The organism is Myroides odoratimimus (genome assembly GCF_001485415.1).
GTDB classification, from domain to species: Bacteria; Bacteroidota; Bacteroidia; order Flavobacteriales; family Flavobacteriaceae; genus Flavobacterium; species Flavobacterium odoratimimum.
In genome coordinates this window covers 42,707-60,173 of the sequence record NZ_BCMQ01000007.1, presented here as the reverse complement: position 1 = coordinate 60,173, position 17,467 = coordinate 42,707, and the positions used below count along the sequence as shown (strand labels likewise).

The 17,467-nt window shown below is 31.7% G+C and carries 18 protein-coding genes; 3 read left to right on the top strand and 15 right to left on the bottom strand.

Annotation, left to right across the window (positions count from 1 at the left end):
* Nucleotides 1-27 precede the first annotated feature (27 nt).
* Complete coding sequence (locus MODO_RS08780; protein WP_006260315.1) at nucleotides 28-663, bottom strand: peroxiredoxin-like family protein; 636 nt, start codon at nucleotides 661-663, stop codon at nucleotides 28-30.
* Between the two features lie 91 nt (nucleotides 664-754).
* On the opposite strand from MODO_RS08780, the gene MODO_RS08775 reads away from it, so the two are divergent.
* Nucleotides 755-1,099, top strand: a complete 345-nt coding sequence (locus MODO_RS08775) for a winged helix-turn-helix transcriptional regulator (protein ID WP_006260316.1) — start codon at nucleotides 755-757, stop codon at nucleotides 1,097-1,099.
* A 16-nt stretch (nucleotides 1,100-1,115) separates the two neighbouring features.
* Here MODO_RS08775 and MODO_RS08770 read toward each other — a convergent pair whose 3' ends face one another.
* The 12 genes from MODO_RS08770 to MODO_RS08715 all read right to left on the bottom strand — a co-directional run bounded on the left by MODO_RS08770 (nucleotide 1,116) and on the right by MODO_RS08715 (nucleotide 13,047).
* On the bottom strand, nucleotides 1,116-1,778 hold the full coding sequence (locus MODO_RS08770; RefSeq protein WP_006260317.1) for a VOC family protein: 663 nt from the start codon (nucleotides 1,776-1,778) through the stop codon (nucleotides 1,116-1,118).
* Nucleotides 1,779-1,887: 109 nt separating this feature from the next.
* Nucleotides 1,888-2,463 carry a hypothetical protein gene (locus MODO_RS08765; RefSeq protein WP_225581638.1) on the bottom strand — a complete coding sequence of 192 codons (576 nt, stop codon included), beginning with the start codon at nucleotides 2,461-2,463 and terminating at the stop codon, nucleotides 1,888-1,890.
* A 125-nt stretch (nucleotides 2,464-2,588) separates the two neighbouring features.
* Complete coding sequence (locus MODO_RS08760) at nucleotides 2,589-3,260, bottom strand: DUF6304 family protein (protein ID WP_006260319.1); 672 nt, start codon at nucleotides 3,258-3,260, stop codon at nucleotides 2,589-2,591.
* 115 nt (nucleotides 3,261-3,375) lie between these two features.
* Nucleotides 3,376-3,738, bottom strand: a complete 363-nt coding sequence (locus MODO_RS08755; RefSeq protein WP_006260320.1) for a VOC family protein — start codon at nucleotides 3,736-3,738, stop codon at nucleotides 3,376-3,378.
* Between the two features lie 30 nt (nucleotides 3,739-3,768).
* Nucleotides 3,769-4,401, bottom strand: a complete 633-nt coding sequence (locus MODO_RS08750; protein WP_006260321.1) for an ATP-binding cassette domain-containing protein — start codon at nucleotides 4,399-4,401, stop codon at nucleotides 3,769-3,771.
* Nucleotides 4,382-5,287, bottom strand: a complete 906-nt coding sequence (locus tag MODO_RS08745; protein ID WP_006260322.1) for a hypothetical protein — start codon at nucleotides 5,285-5,287, stop codon at nucleotides 4,382-4,384. The genes MODO_RS08750 and MODO_RS08745 overlap by 20 nt, the downstream gene beginning before the upstream one ends.
* 148 nt (nucleotides 5,288-5,435) lie before the next feature.
* Nucleotides 5,436-5,972, bottom strand: coding sequence for a hypothetical protein (locus MODO_RS08740; protein WP_006260323.1), 537 nt, complete (start codon nucleotides 5,970-5,972; stop codon nucleotides 5,436-5,438).
* A gap of 61 nt (nucleotides 5,973-6,033) precedes the next feature.
* A complete protein-coding gene (locus MODO_RS08735; protein WP_006260324.1) occupies nucleotides 6,034-6,867 on the bottom strand; it encodes a tetratricopeptide repeat protein in 834 nt (277 codons plus the stop codon).
* A 205-nt stretch (nucleotides 6,868-7,072) separates the two neighbouring features.
* Nucleotides 7,073-7,312 (bottom strand): hypothetical protein, encoded by a 240-nt coding sequence (locus MODO_RS08730; protein ID WP_006260325.1) that lies wholly within the window; start codon nucleotides 7,310-7,312, stop codon nucleotides 7,073-7,075.
* 143 nt (nucleotides 7,313-7,455) lie between these two features.
* Nucleotides 7,456-8,961 (bottom strand): Fic family protein, encoded by a 1,506-nt coding sequence (locus tag MODO_RS08725; protein WP_059050960.1) that lies wholly within the window; start codon nucleotides 8,959-8,961, stop codon nucleotides 7,456-7,458.
* A gap of 356 nt (nucleotides 8,962-9,317) precedes the next feature.
* A complete protein-coding gene (locus MODO_RS08720) occupies nucleotides 9,318-12,659 on the bottom strand; it encodes a DUF3427 domain-containing protein (RefSeq protein ID WP_006260327.1) in 3,342 nt (1,113 codons plus the stop codon).
* The gene (locus MODO_RS08715; protein WP_006260328.1) at nucleotides 12,652-13,047 is read right to left on the bottom strand and encodes a (deoxy)nucleoside triphosphate pyrophosphohydrolase; all 396 of its coding nucleotides are present in this window, start codon (nucleotides 13,045-13,047) and stop codon (nucleotides 12,652-12,654) included. Before MODO_RS08715 ends, MODO_RS08720 begins: the two co-directional genes overlap by 8 nt.
* Before the next feature lie 642 nt (nucleotides 13,048-13,689).
* On the opposite strand from MODO_RS08715, the gene MODO_RS08710 reads away from it, so the two are divergent.
* Nucleotides 13,690-14,352 carry a DUF6266 family protein gene (locus tag MODO_RS08710; protein ID WP_350310886.1) on the top strand — a complete coding sequence of 221 codons (663 nt, stop codon included), beginning with the start codon at nucleotides 13,690-13,692 and terminating at the stop codon, nucleotides 14,350-14,352.
* A 637-nt stretch (nucleotides 14,353-14,989) separates the two neighbouring features.
* On the opposite strand, the gene MODO_RS08705 is transcribed toward MODO_RS08710, so the two are convergent.
* Both MODO_RS08705 and MODO_RS08700 read right to left on the bottom strand, forming a co-directional pair.
* Entirely contained in the window at nucleotides 14,990-15,910 is a 921-nt protein-coding gene (locus tag MODO_RS08705; RefSeq protein WP_006260331.1) for a hypothetical protein, read from the bottom strand.
* A 259-nt stretch (nucleotides 15,911-16,169) separates the two neighbouring features.
* Nucleotides 16,170-16,613: a hypothetical protein gene (locus MODO_RS08700; protein ID WP_006260332.1), complete on the bottom strand. Its 444-nt coding sequence runs from the start codon at nucleotides 16,611-16,613 to the stop codon at nucleotides 16,170-16,172.
* A 53-nt stretch (nucleotides 16,614-16,666) separates the two neighbouring features.
* On the opposite strand from MODO_RS08700, the gene MODO_RS08695 reads away from it, so the two are divergent.
* Entirely contained in the window at nucleotides 16,667-17,383 is a 717-nt protein-coding gene (locus MODO_RS08695) for a DUF1963 domain-containing protein (protein ID WP_006260333.1), read from the top strand.
* The last annotated feature ends 84 nt before the right edge of the window (nucleotides 17,384-17,467 follow it).

The following is a 17,467-nucleotide window of genomic DNA, read 5'->3' as shown; positions in this document are numbered from 1 at the left end:
TGTAAAGATAAATATACAGTCTAAATGTTACAAAACATTAATTACCTCTTTCAATTCTAATCGATTACCATAATTCACATCCATATATCTAAAGCTAATTCTTCCCTCTTCATCTACTAAATAGACAGCAGGTATATTTAACTCCGCTTTTTCTGTTTGATTCAGATGCTTTAGATCTATTCCAAGCATTTCATAATGAGGCTGTACGAAATCCTGCAGTTCAAATTTGATATCTAATGCCTCACCTAATGTTAAGTCCTCATCCTGAACAACCGAAAAGGGCATTTGAAGTTCTCTCTTCCATTCTCTAAGTTGCTCTATATTCATTGGAGATACCACAATTACCTCAACTCCTTTTTCTTGTAACATTGGATAATAACTCATTAAATGAGCCGTCTCTATATTACAAAAAGGACACCAATTTCCTCGTACAAAACTCACTAAGGTCTTTTTCCCTTGAAACAACTTGTCAATAGAAACCTTCTGATTATTTTCATTTATCACTTCTATAGAAGAAAACATCATTCCTACTTCTGACTTTGTGCCAAAACTTTTTGTTTGCAAATCTGCAATAGAATTTCCAAAAGCGTTTAGAATTTCCACTGGTACTTGTGATTGCATTCCTTGAGTAATTGTATCTAATGCTTGTTTTATTTCTTTCATATTAAAATCTTATTTTTGCAAAGATGATAATCACTTTATTATCATACAATACCGCATATATTTACCCCATAGGGATAAAAAAGTCACTTTTATGAATACAAAAGCACGAGCAATAGAAGAAAAAATTTGTCCACTTGAATTTGCAGTGAATGCCATCAGTGGAAAGTGGAAAATTCCCATCGTTTGGCAAATCAATCAAGGTCATAAACGACCAAGCGAAATGCTAAAAGGAATCATGAAAGTAGACCGTCGTGTACTTAACCAACAACTAAAAGAATTAGAACAAGACGGAGTCTTGTACAAAGTAAGTTATAATGAACTTCCTCCTAGAGTAGAATATTTCCTTACCCCACTAGGAGAACAATTAGTAGAAGTTTTATGGAAACTAAATACTTGGGGCGAAACCTTATTAAAAGAAAAAGAGACTACCGAATAGTCTCTTTTATATTTTATTAATACAAATCTTTACTCTTTAAAGAAATCATCATTTCATTATTCTCTACGATCATTTCTGAGTTGGTAAACTTAGCAGGGATATTAGTAGGATACCAATTGCGATCAGGTGTCACCATAATAATCAAACCTTGATCATCACCTAAAGCTAAGAATTGCTCTGTAGGCTCTGCCTTTTTAAAATAGCTTAGATTATATTCTTGAATTAACTTCTCTGCCTCGACTATTGGTTTCTCTACCACTACACCTATCTCACTAATACAAGTAATTTGTACAGGATCAAAAGGTCCTTTCAATGAAAGTAAAATATCTTCTCTTGCTATAAACTCTAAGATATTCCCGTTGTTATCTGTAAAATAAATAGACTTCGCCTTCCATGCTTCAAAATGAGTAACCAAATTACCTTCTACATTCTCTATTAAATCAACATGCTCTCTTGACCAGATTAATGCTTCTTCTATCTGATTAGAAGGAATGTTAAAAGCAAAGTGATATACATTGATAGGCGTATTTACTTCTTTAAATGTAAGAATCGTCTCTCCTGCCTGTACAGCAAAACTACCTTTTGACTCTTCAATAATATCAAAATCCAATACCTCTGTATAAAACGCTTTTGTTTCTTCTAATTGGTTTGTCTCTATATCTAAATTTACTATATACATCTTCTATTCTTTTTTATAAAAACAAATATCCTTAAACAGACTCATACTTACATATTAATTCCTCATCATTTATTTATATCTAGATAGATAAAGACTATTAATCTCTTACTTACCTTATATTACTATAAAGCATATAGGTAGTATAGTACATCTCTCCATACTTGCTATCACTTAAGAGAAAATCAAAACCAAAAACACAATCATACTTCACTTCTCCTGATTTTGTTTCGTATTTCTGAGCCAATACCTTGACTTCTTTCTCATTAAATAAATGTATCTCTAGAGTAGATCGATCTATATCCATTGCAGCAACAGCTTGCATCTCTTTACCATCAAACAACAGCGGTATACGTACTTCATTTAATTCTAAACTTTCAATATAGTTTATTCTATTTTGCTTTAGGTCATATTCAGTAGTATGTTTCTTTTGAAACCAAATATTATCAATTCCAGCACGTTGTTCAGCAAGACTGTATCTAAAGTCTTTATTTAAAAAAGCAATTTTATCTTTAGTAGAATCATAATGATAACGGTGTTGTCTTACTTCTGCATTATTTAAAGAAACTGTAATTAATTCTTCCGAAACTAAAGTATACTCTTTGATAGGTATACGTTTCTTATCTGCGTTTTTTTTATAAAAAACTAGACCTCCTATAATCAAAACAATCAACAACAGATACATCATTACCAAAAACTTAAACTTGTTCCTTTAACTTAACCTATTACAATAAACAACTCTTCCCTTTTACTCCTACTCCTTTTTCATTCTGCAGTATTAGTGTAATATTATTTTCTATTCAATCACCTCATCTATCTATAAGCTCCACCATTCCCTCTTACCTCAAACTCATCACAACAATTTATCTCTTGTACCCATTCGATAAGATCACTTTCATCTACACATAAATCACTATAATCTTCTTTATTACCTACTTCAGTATACTTTTGCTTCATATGCTTAAAGCACATCATTGTTCCAAAAGAGCTATTTCCATAAATACTATAATCCCCATATAGACAACCATAACAATTCTTAAATGAATACCCTTGAGGCAACTGTTTCTTTAATTGGTCAAACGCTACCTCAACAAATCCACTCTTCCCTACCAAAACCTCTTCCTTCCATGTCAATTCAGTCCTAACTTCTTCATGGAAACTTGCATTATCGGATTCTTTATAGCTACCATGACTAAAGCACATCATTAATTCTTCAAGCTCTGTAATCCCATCTGATGACAATAAATACTGAGATACAGTAAATTCAAATTGACAATCTGTCAAACAGTTATCTAGATCTGAGGCAAGAGTTATCCATGTACTATGAATGATTCCTTCTTCTAAATCTCCTTGATAACATAAATCAGTAAACTCTCTCCCTTTAAACAGTAATCCTTCTATTTCTACAGAGAGATATTCTCCATCGTTATGTATTTCAATAGGAATACTCTTATTCTTATGAGTATAAACACCTTGATACACCATCCTCAATCTTCTTTTATCTAATTTGGTATTTCAACAATAAAAACTTTCTAAATAACTGAATTAGAATGCAAATGTATAGCAAAATCACAAAATAACTTTATCCCTTTTGGATACTTTACATCGCTGTACACAACTCTATTAAGAAACCATTATGATCTAAAACATACCCTACCGTCTGTCCCCAAGGCTTTACTGTTACAGGCTCATATACTGTGCCTCCTGCTTGTTCTACCTTCTGGATAGCTGAGAGTACATCATCCACAACAAAGCCTAACTCTATCCCAAAAGGTTTCTCTTTATTCACCTGTTGATACCCTTTACTCAAATTACTACTTGCCAATCCTACTTGTGCAAAAGCAATCGTAGTATCTCCTGATACCAACTCTCCATAATCAGCCTCTGGAGTGATGAACTTACGCACAAACCCAAATGCCTCTTCATAAAACTTTACAGTAGTCTCTACATCTACCACATACATAATGGTATAACTATATTTTATCATTTCTTTCTATTTAAAAAATTCTTCTTCTATTTCAGTAAACTCCTCTTGCTCATAGCATTTAATAGTTTTATCCTTTATCATAAAAATAGCTTGACAATGTTTGTATAGCACATCCGCTATATGTGAAGAGATAAACACGATACTCTCTTGAGACAAATGCTCTAGATACTTCATCAAATAATAATTAGCCTCTATATCTAGCCCATTAAAAGGTTCGTCTAGTATATACATCTTATACTCTTTCTGAAGTACAGCATTGAGATAGACCTTTTTCCTCATCCCTGTAGAGAATTCCTTGATTAACTTATCAGAAGGCAAGTCAAACAACAATTGATTCCCCAGTCCTTTTTGTTGTATTAAATGTTGGTAAAAAGTATAAAACTCCTCTGCTGTTAACTCATCATATACAGCAGGTTCGGCACTGCACCAGCCTACTTCTTGCAGAGAAAGAACCTTGTCTTTTAATTCAACAGTACCTTTATATTTTTCTAAACCAAGCATACATTTAAACAGCGTAGTCTTTCCCTCTCCATTTTTCCCCATTACTCCATAAATACCTGGTTTATCTATAGTAAATTGAATGTCTTTTAGAACAAGATGATTACCATAGCTCTTTTCTTTAATATTTACTTTCAACATTCTTTATCTGATTTAATTGACGAATTGCTCGTTTATACAAAAAAGGCATCGCTAATAATGGCAATCCAATTCCTATAAGACAACTTGCTATAAACAATTGATGTTTTAATTCACTTCTATAAAAACGATATTTTAGTATTGTATTACACATTGGTAAAATTAAAACTAATACTCCCCAAAACACATAGTTCCAATCAAAAGACATTGCTAACACCAATAGTAAAACAGGCATTATAACTAGTAAAGAATTAAACATCTGTCCTTTTACCTGCTCTTCCATATACTCTCTACCACTTAACACACTTGTCATAATCTCTGTTTCCCTTTCTCTTTCAAAAGTTGGTATCATTGTTAAGATTCCTGCCAAGACAAAACTCCCTATAACCAAGTTTTCATTGCTGTATCTCACTCCCATTATACTAAACAAGATCACCAGAGGTAATATCCATAACAATTTAAACTTCCTAAAACTAATCCTCCAAAAAGGATCAACTAAAGAAAAAGGATACTTAACCACAGTTGACTGTTTCTTGGGGATAAAAGATAAGAGGTAATATAACACGACTACACTCCCCATTCCCACATACTCTCGGTTCGCTATCAGCACAACTAAAAAAGGAAAACTATACAACAGATATTCAAACCACAATACTATCCGATAATGTTTATATACTTTTAATAATTCTATATCTGTTCTACTCAAGTGATATAGAATAACATCTAGGAATACAAAATAAAAAAGACCACGAACTACTTCATAATTAAAATATGCCAACACAGCTGTACCAATATATAATCCGATGATTAATGACATAGCTGTATAGTCCCCTTTAGAGATATACTTTCTAAAACGTATTTCTATTAAGTATTTTAAGAGGGTTAACATATCTTTTTAATTTATACTACAAGATAAGTATTAAAAACTATCTATTCGTTACGAACAAAAACAAAAAAGTCGAAGCACTAACTTCGACTTTTTTTATATCTTTTTATTGGTCACTGTGTACTGTTAACAGTACACTGCAAACCTACTCCTATCCTTCAAAATCACCACAATCGTGAATATCAAAAGACTCTAATAAGCTCTTTAAAGTATAAAAGCCTGCAGGTCTATACAACTCTTGATCGATTACCTGTCCTTTTACAGTTAATTGATATACAGGATAATCATCTACTCTTTCAAAAACGAACTCATTTAATGGAGTATGTATGGTTATCATCTTATCCTTCTCTTCTATTTTAGTAATCTTATAAGAAATTTGTGTTTGCAAATCACATGCATTCATCAAGTTTATCATCTCTCCATCTATAATAATATTAGCAACGTCGCAAGCGTAGCAACTTCCTCCAAACTCTAATCCATACTTCTTAGTCACTTCTTTAGCCTCTTTATCACTAATCTCCATCGGAACTAATAGCTCACTTTGTAACTGTTTTACTAGCTCGCTTTCAGAAACAGATACGGTCGTCTCCGTACCAGCCTGTTCTACAGCTTTCTCCTCAGTTGTATTATTCTGTTTGCAGCTCATCGTTATAGCTACTATACATATCAGCATTAACGCTCTTTTCATACCTTCTATATTTTCAGCAAATGTAAATATTATTACAACTAAACAGCATCCCTAAAAACAACTAATTTGCATACTGTCGTTTTATCTGATAAGGATATAGTTCATAGATAGCATTCGCTTCATTGATAGAGTATCCCTTCTTATTATACTTCTTGAATAGTTTAAAAGTTGCATCTGCTCCTTTCTCATTCAACTTATCTTGACAAAGAGTCTTATAGAAGTATGCATCAGAGAACTCTTTATACTCCTTAATCGCCATATCAAAATAGTTAATTGCATCTTGATACAATTCTTGTTCATACTTGACAATCCCTAAATAGAACAAATCAACGTGGTGTATATCTTGAAACATTTCTTTCTGCTTCTCTACTGCTCTTAAAAAGTATTGTTCTGCTGTGTCAAATTCATTCAATTGTAAATAAGACAATCCGATATAAAAGGTATATGTATGATCCATTTCATACCTATCTCCCCAACGAGTTAGACATTCTTCAAAATCTGCAATTGCATCTTTATAAGTCTTAAGAAATACACACTTAATAAAAGCCCTATAAGGCAAATAACGCTTCACATCATAGCGTACAGCTTTATCTAAATATTCCATACCTACCTCATACTTCCTATTTTTAAAATAAGGCATTGCTTTCTGTTGCCATAGATAAGCTATTGTGCTATCCTGCTTCAGCCCTTCATCTAAATTGGTTTGCCACTTATTCATATCTAAGTAGTAATTATACTGATGGGCTCCATTAGTAGCATATTGGGTAATAATACTATCCTGTTTAACTACTTGCGCCTCACTAATTTGACGTTCTTCAATATATTTATTCTTCTCTTTAGATGATTGACATCCTACTAATACAAATAATCCAAAAGCAATAAAAGGGTATTTCATAACTATCTACATCTAAATAAGTTATTTAAAGATACTCTTTTTAACCCAGAATGAGCGATAGACATATAAACGAAAAGGAATTATACAAAAGAGGTCTGAATTAGTGATAAAAGCATACTATAGTATGGTTTTAGAGCTAATGAAAGAAATATAAAGTAGAATTGCTTTATACCATTTGGCTAATATGTATTTTACATTAAACCACTTATTCTTCTTTCTGCATGATTTCTATCTTATACATAATTAAATCTATCGCTTCATTTCTCCAGATAATATCTCCATACTCTACGATAGCCTCACTATCTATAAAAATCCCTGTAGGACTACTCCAACACAGCCATGCAATCATTTCTTCTCTTGTCCACGTAGACAGTTCTTCTTTTATCTCCACTGGAGACATACTACAAATCCTATAATTAGGATGTAAGTGAGCTTCTATATCCATAACTAAGTATTTTAAAACTAAACACTTAATTATCATCAAAGAACATTCCAAATCAATGAATAATATCAAAATAATTATCTTTTATCCACAAAAAAAGCACTGTCATAAACAGTGCTTCTCTTCTAGTATATCTTTTAAAATTCTTATATCTCATTGATTTTTTTGACAATCAACTCACATGTATAATCACTAATTGCTTTAATATCCTTAGTTTCTAATTGTTGATCATACTCTTTTTCGAATACTGTACCATTGCCTAAGTCTATCATATAAGTCAATTCAGTAAACACACAAGCTAAACCTACTTCTATAGCTTCTGCTCCTTCTATTAGTTTGAATCCATCTAAACGGATAACAGATTGTATTCCTTCAACTCTATCCCATACAATATTTGGGTTGTCTAAATCTATTTCATTAGAACTTTCCTCTTCTACTTCATTCTCTTCTGATACCTCATCTTCAGTAGCAACACTTTCTTCCTCACTAATCATAGACTCTTCTTCTACTACTTCCTCTTCATTAATAATAGACTCCTCATCTTGGTGCTCTATAGTATCAGAAAGTAATTCTTCTAACTCCTCTTCTAACTCCTCTTCTAACTCCTCTTCTAACTCCTCTTCTAACTCCTCTTCTGAAACATCTAAAGTATACTGACCTATAATTTCATCAAATAAGTCTCCAAAACTCTCCGTTACATTATTTTCTACTTCTGTAAATAAAGGACGTATCGAATTCGCAAATATAGACTCTAACCAGGCAGCTGATTTTACCTTACTCTGCTCTTCTTCTTTCGCTTTTAATTGACGCTTAAGCATCTCTATTTGGTTGTAGAACTTCTCAGATTCTTCAATAGACTTCCCTTCTTGAATATCCACCACCATCTGTTGCGAACGAAGAATTTGTTGACCTATATGACCAAACAAATCATCTTTAGCTCCCTCATAGCATAATACATCCGCAAGGTATTGTTCATACGCCTTGTTCTCCTTATCTGTAATCCAAAACGGAGTATATACAAATGCAATCAAAATCTGATTACTCAGCATACGTGCGATAACTCTATTCCCTCTATCAAAAGGGCTAATCTTCAAGAAATCAACATGAAAGTTTAATGCCACATCGATAGGGTGCGGTGCATATTTCTTTCCTTTCAGTATGTAATCAATAGCCTCATTCGTACGATTAATCAACTCCTTCATCTCAGCTTTGACCTCTGCCACTCCCGTATAAGGATATTTATCCCCCTTATAAGTAACCATCTCATTAGGAGATTGCTTCCATTGTCCTATCGTTAGCTTCTTCTCTGCATCTTCTTCATACATCAGCTTAGCGTAAAGCTCTTTGATATACTTCTCAGACAGATGCACTTCTACTAGCCCTCCACCTAACATATCTTTTAAGACCTCATCGTGCTTCTTGATTTCCATCAAATCACGAAGAGGCTTATTCTCCACATTCACCATTCCCGCAATCATGCTGCGTATCTCTTCTTTAGTCAGTGTATTTCCCTCTGTACCGTTAGAGTAATAGTTACACTCTAATCTATACTTCTCTGACAGCGTTACAAATTGCTCACTATTCAATCCTCCTAGTGCCTCTACCTGTTGCTGTAAGTTATCTATCTTTATTTTTACCTCTGTATAAGTCATCTTCACTGATTAATTTAAATCTATATACCTGATTCTATTTACCTTATAAAACTCAGCGTATATAACCTCGCTATTTCTAATCTCACACCCTTTATCTAGCACAAAATACAAATAGCTAAACAGCCCTCTAAGTCCTATTGTTTACTACAAAAACAACCTTCTTATGAACTGTTTCTTTTCGGCAGGCGAAGTTAAGAATTATCCCTCATCCTAAAAAATCATGTAGTATACTATTTAGATAATATTCTGAGAAAAAATAAGCCCTGAAGTTTTATACAGTAGTATACTATTCTAAACAACAAAAGGATGCTTATTATGCATCCTTTCAATTGTCTTTATTATTCTTAATTCAGATATTATATCACTTTTATAAATTCTCCCACTATAGACATACTATCTGCATTCTCTGAATCTATAATTATATCACGATATGAATCATCATAAGAGTTTGGTCTTAATATTATTTCTGTATGCTCCCAACCATCTTCAGTCACTCTTTTTTGGCTTGAATAGGTCTTAACAGTAAATGCAGAATTAAAGTCAGGATCTTGAACATCTCTATTCTCAACCAAAACTATCTTACCATTCCTAGAACCAGCTTCTATCTTCTTAAAAATACAAATAGCACCATTCGGAATTCTCCTATTCATAGACTCTCCAACTACCTTACATGCAAAGTACTCTCCATCTTTTGTATATTTTGGTTCTACTTCAATTTCCTCAAAATCCTTTTCTGCTTGTAATTCACTAAAACTACCTGCTGCCGCATAAAAATCATATAATGGAATTGTATATTTTTCACTATTCTGTGGTTTATCTAATCCATCTGTTTCATCTTCATCACTAACACTTGTAACAATATAATTATACAACTCATTATTAACAGGCTGTTCTAATTGAAACTTAAAATGAACAACTGGTATTTCTGAATTAGGCATAAATGCTTGCTCAATGGTATTATCAATAATACTAACATCTCCCATATAATAAAAATCAGTTCCCTCCCCATCCTCTTTTTTAACAAACAATAGAATACGCTCAGAACCTATTACATTCAGAATCTCTTTACTATCCACCTTTCTTTGAGATCTTGACTCCCAAGCAAACACAGAAGGATTAATAAAGTGATCATTATATTTTATTGTTTGTTCAATGTCATCTGATTTATGATAAGTAACAAAGCAAGGTGTTATTTTATTTACAGTTCTATAACCATATACAGTACTACTAATATCAGTCTCCCAGTTTAATAAACGACAAACATCTTTGCGGCTGTACTTATTATACAATAACAATCCTTTTTTATAGTTTGTTGATGTATAATTTGCCTCATACATATTAATAGAATAATCTATAGAGTCAACCAAAAAGCTTTTAAAAATCACATCGTCCAAAAGCTCTAAAAACTCATCATGAAATTTTATAATATTATTCTCTTTAACAACTACATTCTGCTTCTTTTTAATAAATCTAAAGTTTAGATTAGATAAACATGATTCTATAGTCTCATCTAATAAAAGGTAATTAAATCTATCATTTATTATCTCTTTAAATGTTAGTACACTTAAAGCTCCTTTTTCTATGAGTTCTTTAAGTAATAAGCTCTCTTCTATTCTTTTTGCATTATTAATCTCCTGTGAAAATAGATTGAGAAGGTTTAATTTATGTGCATTTAAAACACTTTCAAAACTATTATCCACTTTAACTACAAAATTATAATATGATTTTGAATAACTGACAAACTGAAAAGGATCTCTTAACTCATTATTTAAAAAATCCATCATCATTGGTATTCTACCAAGCCTATATTTTAATGTTTGATAGTCTTTCTTTAAATCAACTAAAGCAGACATATTTGCAGTTGCTATTGACTGATAGATTCTCTCTTTAGTAATCTCATCAAAATTAATCGTTGAAGAACCTGGTAGATTCTTACTCCCTTCAGATATTAGTTTGCGTAAAGTATCTTTATTGTATGTTGTATCTCCATATAAAGCAATTGGTATTAAATAGTTATTCTTATAATTACCAATAAAATCTACTACAGTTAAAAAGTCTTTATTCTGTGTCTTTCTCAATCCTCTTCCTAACTGCTGAACAAAAACAATAGCAGACTCTGTAGGCCTAATCATCAATATCTGATTCACTTTAGGTATATCTATACCTTCATTAAAAATATCAACGGTAAAAATATAATCTAACTTATCAATATTGTCTTCTGATTCAAGTTTTTCTATAGCTATTGCTCTTTCATGTTCTGAGCTCTTTCCTGATAAAGCAATAGACCTTAAACCTTGTTCATTAAATCTTTCTGCTAAAAAACTCGCCTCATCATTAGTAGCACAAAAAACTAATCCTCTCGTAATACCATTATCACAACCATATAGTTTGGCATTTGCAATTATTTTTTCAGCTCTCTCATATTCTGTAATTAAGTTAAAATCTCGAACATTTTCTATTTCCTCATTGTTAACTATTAAATCTGAAATTCCAAAATAATGAAAGTTACTCAACATATTCTCTTTCATAGCATTATGCAGCCTAATTTCATATGCTATATTATGATTAAAAAGACTAAATATATCAAATCCATCTGTACGCTCGGGCGTAGCTGTCATACCTAATAAAAACTTCGGTGTAAAATATTCTATTAGTCTTAAGTAAGAACTCCCCCCAGATCGATGAGATTCATCTATAATTATATAATCAAAAAAGTCTTTAGAGAATCTATTAAGATTCTCTTCTTTTGATATTGTTTGTACTGTTGAGAAAATAAAATCAGCATCTATATTACGTTGATCTCCAGAAAAGACACCATATGTTTTAATATCTCCAATTAAGCTTTTAAATGTGTTTAATGCATCATTTGCTATATTTAAACGATGGACAACAAACAACAATCTCTTTGGATTAAAGTTTCTAACATCAAATGCTGATAAATATGTTTTACCAGTTCCTGTAGCAGAGATAATAAGTCCTTTATTCTCCCCTTTTACTCTTAACTTTTCTAAGTTAGATAAAGCTACCTCTTGCATTGTATTAGGCTCTATTACCACATCTTCTTCTCTATCCGCTGTACTTAACTTATCTCTTACTAACCTTTTACTTAAATAAGTTTTTTCATATGAAGATATATAATCATCTGTCACAGATATTGCTTGTTCAAAATCTGTATTAAACTCATTCAAAACATTATCAACAATATCACTAGAATCTAAACCTGATATTTTTAAATTCCATTCTTTATTAACAGTTAGAGCTTTAGAGGTTAAATTACTACTCCCTATTATTATATTATAATAATTATCCTTTTTAAAAATATATCCTTTTGAATGAGTATTGCCTTCAGTAGATATTTTTAACTCAATATTCTTAAAAGTCTTAAGCTTTTTAAGTGCTTCAGGTTGCGTAAAATCTAGATATTGAGAGACTAATACTCTTCCTTTTACACCTTTCTTTTCTAAAGCAATTAAACTATTCAATAATACGGCTATTCCACTTGTTGTAACAAATGCAACAGAAATACAGAACTCTATACAAGTATCGAACTCATTTATTATAGTAGACAATACTTTTTCTTTAGGAATATCTTTATTAGTTAATAGCCTAGGTAGATACCCTTGTTCTGCAGTAATAGTTTTATCCAAAAAACCCTTATAAATAGCATTGCTAAAATTATCATTAAACAAACTACTCATTCTTTATCAGTTTATGTACAATAGGTAAATCAGCAGCAGCCCAATCCAATGTTAATAGTTCTTCTCTCTTTAGCCATACTGAAGATATATGTTCATTCAATGTCACATCTTTATTATCCATCTGACATAAAAAACTGTGCATTGTTAATTCGAAGTCTTTATACTGATGAACTACAGTCATATATAATTCATTGATCGCTGGGCTTATATTTAATTCTTCTATTAGCTCTCTCCTTAAAGCTTCTTTTTTTGTTTCTCCTTCTTCTATCTTACCACCAGGAAATTCAAACTTTTTTGAAATATAATCTAATTTACTTTCTGCTCTCTGCGCACAAAGAATATCATTTTCATGTATTAAAATTGCCGCTACAACTTCTACTTTTTTCATACTTTCTTATAATATTTAGTAAAAATATTTTTCATGTTATCTCTTAATACCCTAAAATAACTTAGGATTCTATTTACCCCAAAATCAAAATTAGTCATATTTATCAAAAGAAACTCATTTATCCCTTTCCTTAACTCCATATGTTTCTTATCAAAATATAATAAAAAAGTTCAATACTCTATTATATTTTCATTCAAACTTAACTAAACTATTATGTTCCTATATGAGGTTTTCCGTAACCAACATCAACTTCCTCCCCCCCCATTCAAAAATTACCCCCTATTCTATTTTTCAAAAAAACACCCTACCTTTCACTATATCAAAATATTACATAAATAATAGATTCTTTTATACTAAGCAGTTATGTATGGATGAAGGTAGACTGTATCTAGCTTTAAGTGAAGTTCTTCAACACTTCTTCAACAATACCCCAAGATTGCTCTAGGAGAGAGGTAGTTTGTTGAAGGAATCTTGAAGAAATATTGACGCAGTGTTGAAGAAATAAGAGATGAACTACAGAGATGATAGTATCACGAATCAAAATTTTAAAGCGATATATACTCCTTATTTATAGATAATATATTTGATTCCTTTATTTTATAAACAACTGATTATCTATACCTTGTATAAAACTAAAAAACGATAATTATTGCAGAAATTAAAGAAGGTATCCTAGGTGGTGTACAGGGTAAAGTAGGTACAGTAGTTGGGTATAAATACAGAGGAAAGAATATAATCAGAAGCTTAGCGCCAAAAAGCACAAAGGAGGCTAGCGAGAAACAAATTATACAGCGAAGTAAATTAACGGTAGTAGTCAAATTCTTGAAAGGGATAAAGGACTTCGTCAATATGCATTACCCTGTATTGGAGACCGAGGATAAGACTAAAACGGGCTATGATCAGATACGGTCTGAGATCATGAAGAACGGAGTATTTCTGATTGATAATATGATTCATATTATTCCTCAACGTGTATTGCTATCCATAGGAGTATTAACTCCAGCGGCGATACAGAAGATTAGCTTTTTAAAAGAGAATAAGGTCAAAGTCAAATGGGATGATTCATTCATTAATTCGTTGACGAATACTGATGATCAATTGACGATGATTGCTTTTAACGATGAGCTTAACACCTTCTATATTACTGAAAATATTGGCAAAAGAGCAGATAAATACACTCATTTTGAGCTTCCTGCTAATTGGCAGACAGGTACTATTCACTTTTGGAGTGTGTGGAAATCTGCTAATCATGCTATGCATAGCACTAGTGTGTATCATGCACCTATAGAGTTAATCCAAAAATGATATAAAGCAGCTAAAGTCACAAATCAATAAGCGATGCAATAAATAAGGTACTAAAACGTATTAGCTAGGATAGCATTCTTTATTCTAAGTTGATAAAGAATGCTATTCTTCTGCTATACAGTTGTATTTATTATGAGAAAAAAGGTTATGCTATTTCTAAAGCTTTGACAGTGCATTTCTACTTAAACAGCTAAAAAAAGAAAAATATAATTCACTAATTCCCATAAATCAAGTAGATAATATAGTTGGTCTCATATCAATCATGGCAAAATGAATAGTAAAAAATAGCTAACTAGATACAAGCGGTTCATTATTTACTATATTTCAACATCCTTATCACAACATTTAACAATAATCAATACTATTAAAACAAAAAAAGCACAAATTAACATCCATTTTTCAGCATAATGTCCAATAAACTCATCTAAAAGTCTTTTAAAGACAAGTTTATTCTGTTTAAACTTGATACATTTGCACCCTTTAGAAGTTTTACTTCTAAAAAATTAATATATTCGCAACAGAAGCTTATAATATATTTGCTTTAACGAATTAGGGAGTCGTCGAAAACTTCTAACAAAACACACCACTGATTTAGCCTATTAGAATGCCTCCTATTATAGAGGCATTTTTACTTTATTTAGGGTTTGTTTTGTATCATACACTTCTCATATAAGCTAAGAATATTTACACGTGGTACAACCGCTGATAATGGTTTATACTTTTCCTCCTCTTTATAATAGATATAAGCTTCTGTAAATCGCTGCATAAAATAAGCTGTTAAAAAAGAATCTTCTCTCTGTTCTTTCACTAAAAAAGGAGCTGCTTTTTGATTCGCAATAGTACATTTTTGTTTGAGTTGCGGTAGTGTACTGATACTGATATTGTGTTCTCTGACCAGATTTAGATTATAAAACTCTTCTGTCATCTCAGATTCTATCGTTAGTTTGTCATTATTATTCACGCTGAAACTATACCTATACCCCTTAGCATCATCATGCTTTAATACAGTATTATACTCGTATTGGAGAATATTGATCAGTTTGTCTTTATGCTCATTAGGAACAAAGACTAACTTCTGATTAGAGACTACTTCTTTATCTTCAACCTCTCCTGTCTTTAGAATATCTACTGTGATATTGAGTTCTATGTTCTTATTATAGATATAAGGTTGATCAAAACTTATCACTGGATAAAAAGAAACATCCGCCTGATAATCCCAAACATGTTTTGCTACACCTGATATTACAATCTCATTAGCTTCATTTAATATCGCTATACACACATTCCAATCAGACATACTCGAAGTCTGATAAGGTATAAGGTAAACAAAATGTGAGGTGGTAATCGTGCTTTCTTTAAGGGCTATATTATCAAAATCTACATATTGGTAATAGGCATCAATGTCTAGATGAGTCATGATGATCTCTACACTATGCTGTAATTCATTGGATTCTACCCCCTCAGCGTGTTTGTCGATATATACGTGTTCTTGCCTAGCATAAATACAATTTATACCTGTAATGAAAAGAAACAAAACAATACGATCTAAAACCCTCATTAACTTAAATTAGACATCTATACAAACCAAATTAACTAATTTAACAAATATATACGTTTTTACTAAGCTAAAAGCATATATACTCAAATAAATATTTAACATATTGAATTAAATTAATTCAAGGTTTTAAGCTTATTATCTGATTTGCGTTTATTGGGATAAAACTCGCTTACTATAGCAATTCATTATTTCCTTAAAAAGGGTTCTATATTGTCATATATTACAGTTAATCACAGAGAAGGTCAAGCTTTACACAAGCTTACTTAGTATAATGTCTATAAAGTCTGAAAGAGAGAAAAATATAAATCACTAATGCATATAATAGCGATATTCTGCTATACATCCAGGTATAACTAATAGATTCTGTAAAAGAATATGTACTCCATGAAGCTTCCCTATCAATGAAAATACTTAGGTCTTGTAAAAACCATAATCCCACTAGTAGCATACTGTGAATAATAATCTGAATACTAAAACGCGGAATCTTAATAATAAATACCAGCAGTAATATATAAAATAGGCTAACGAATAAGGCACTTAGAAAGATATCTTGAAAGAAATTAAATGTAATATCTCCTGAAGGTTGATCTTTAAAATGATACATCGCTATACTAGTCTGTACAAAAGACATGATGATAAACAACAGTCCATAATACATGAGGTGACCCCACTTCTTTCTTGTTTTTTGTTCTTTCTGGTTCATATAATTAAAAGTTTGTTTCTATATCTTGCACTAGCTAAAAAAACACAAAACCAATGTACGATAAACCTTTTGATATTATAAAATTTTCGGCTGATAAACGCCAATATATCCCTGCTTCACTAGGGAGACAAAGTTGGATGAAAGAAACAGATGTGTTACACACAGAGATAGACATTTCTCTAGGCCAATCTCGTTATGGCGGTCCTGTAATCGACTTACCTCCTGGAGTAGATCATCCTGAAGGATTATACTATGCAGGCCAAATAGATTTGGCGTTATGTTCTCCACATGATAAAACAGGGTTATTACCAAAGACAGGGCAGCTCATTTTCTTTGCAGATATCCTAACTGATACGGGAAAGGTTATCTATACAGATGTACCTAATCATCAATTGGTAAGGCATATCGTAGAGCATGAGGACAATTTCTTCTATGGGGTACTTATCAATGAAATCACTGCTGATACAGAGCCTTTCTCTGATCGATATAGACAGCCTGAGGATGAATATGAAGAAGACGATGTAGATGAGAATGGAATGTACTGGGACTACTTCGGAGGAACCTATCTCTCTAAAATATTCGGTATATTCACTCATTGTCAATTAGGTAAGGAAGAGGTAGAAGAGTTTATTCATTCTGATAAAATAGTACTGTGGCAGATAGGAGAGAACAACTTTAATGACGATGGAGTGTTCAGTGTACTAATCAAAGAAGAGGACTTAAAAAACCTAAACTTTGACAACTGCGAATTCTATTGGGCACAGTCTTAAAAGGAGAGTCAAAATAGAAAAGTAAATACAACTTTAAAGATATTTCCTTGTTAAAATAAATTATCTTTAAGGCTAAATCAACCA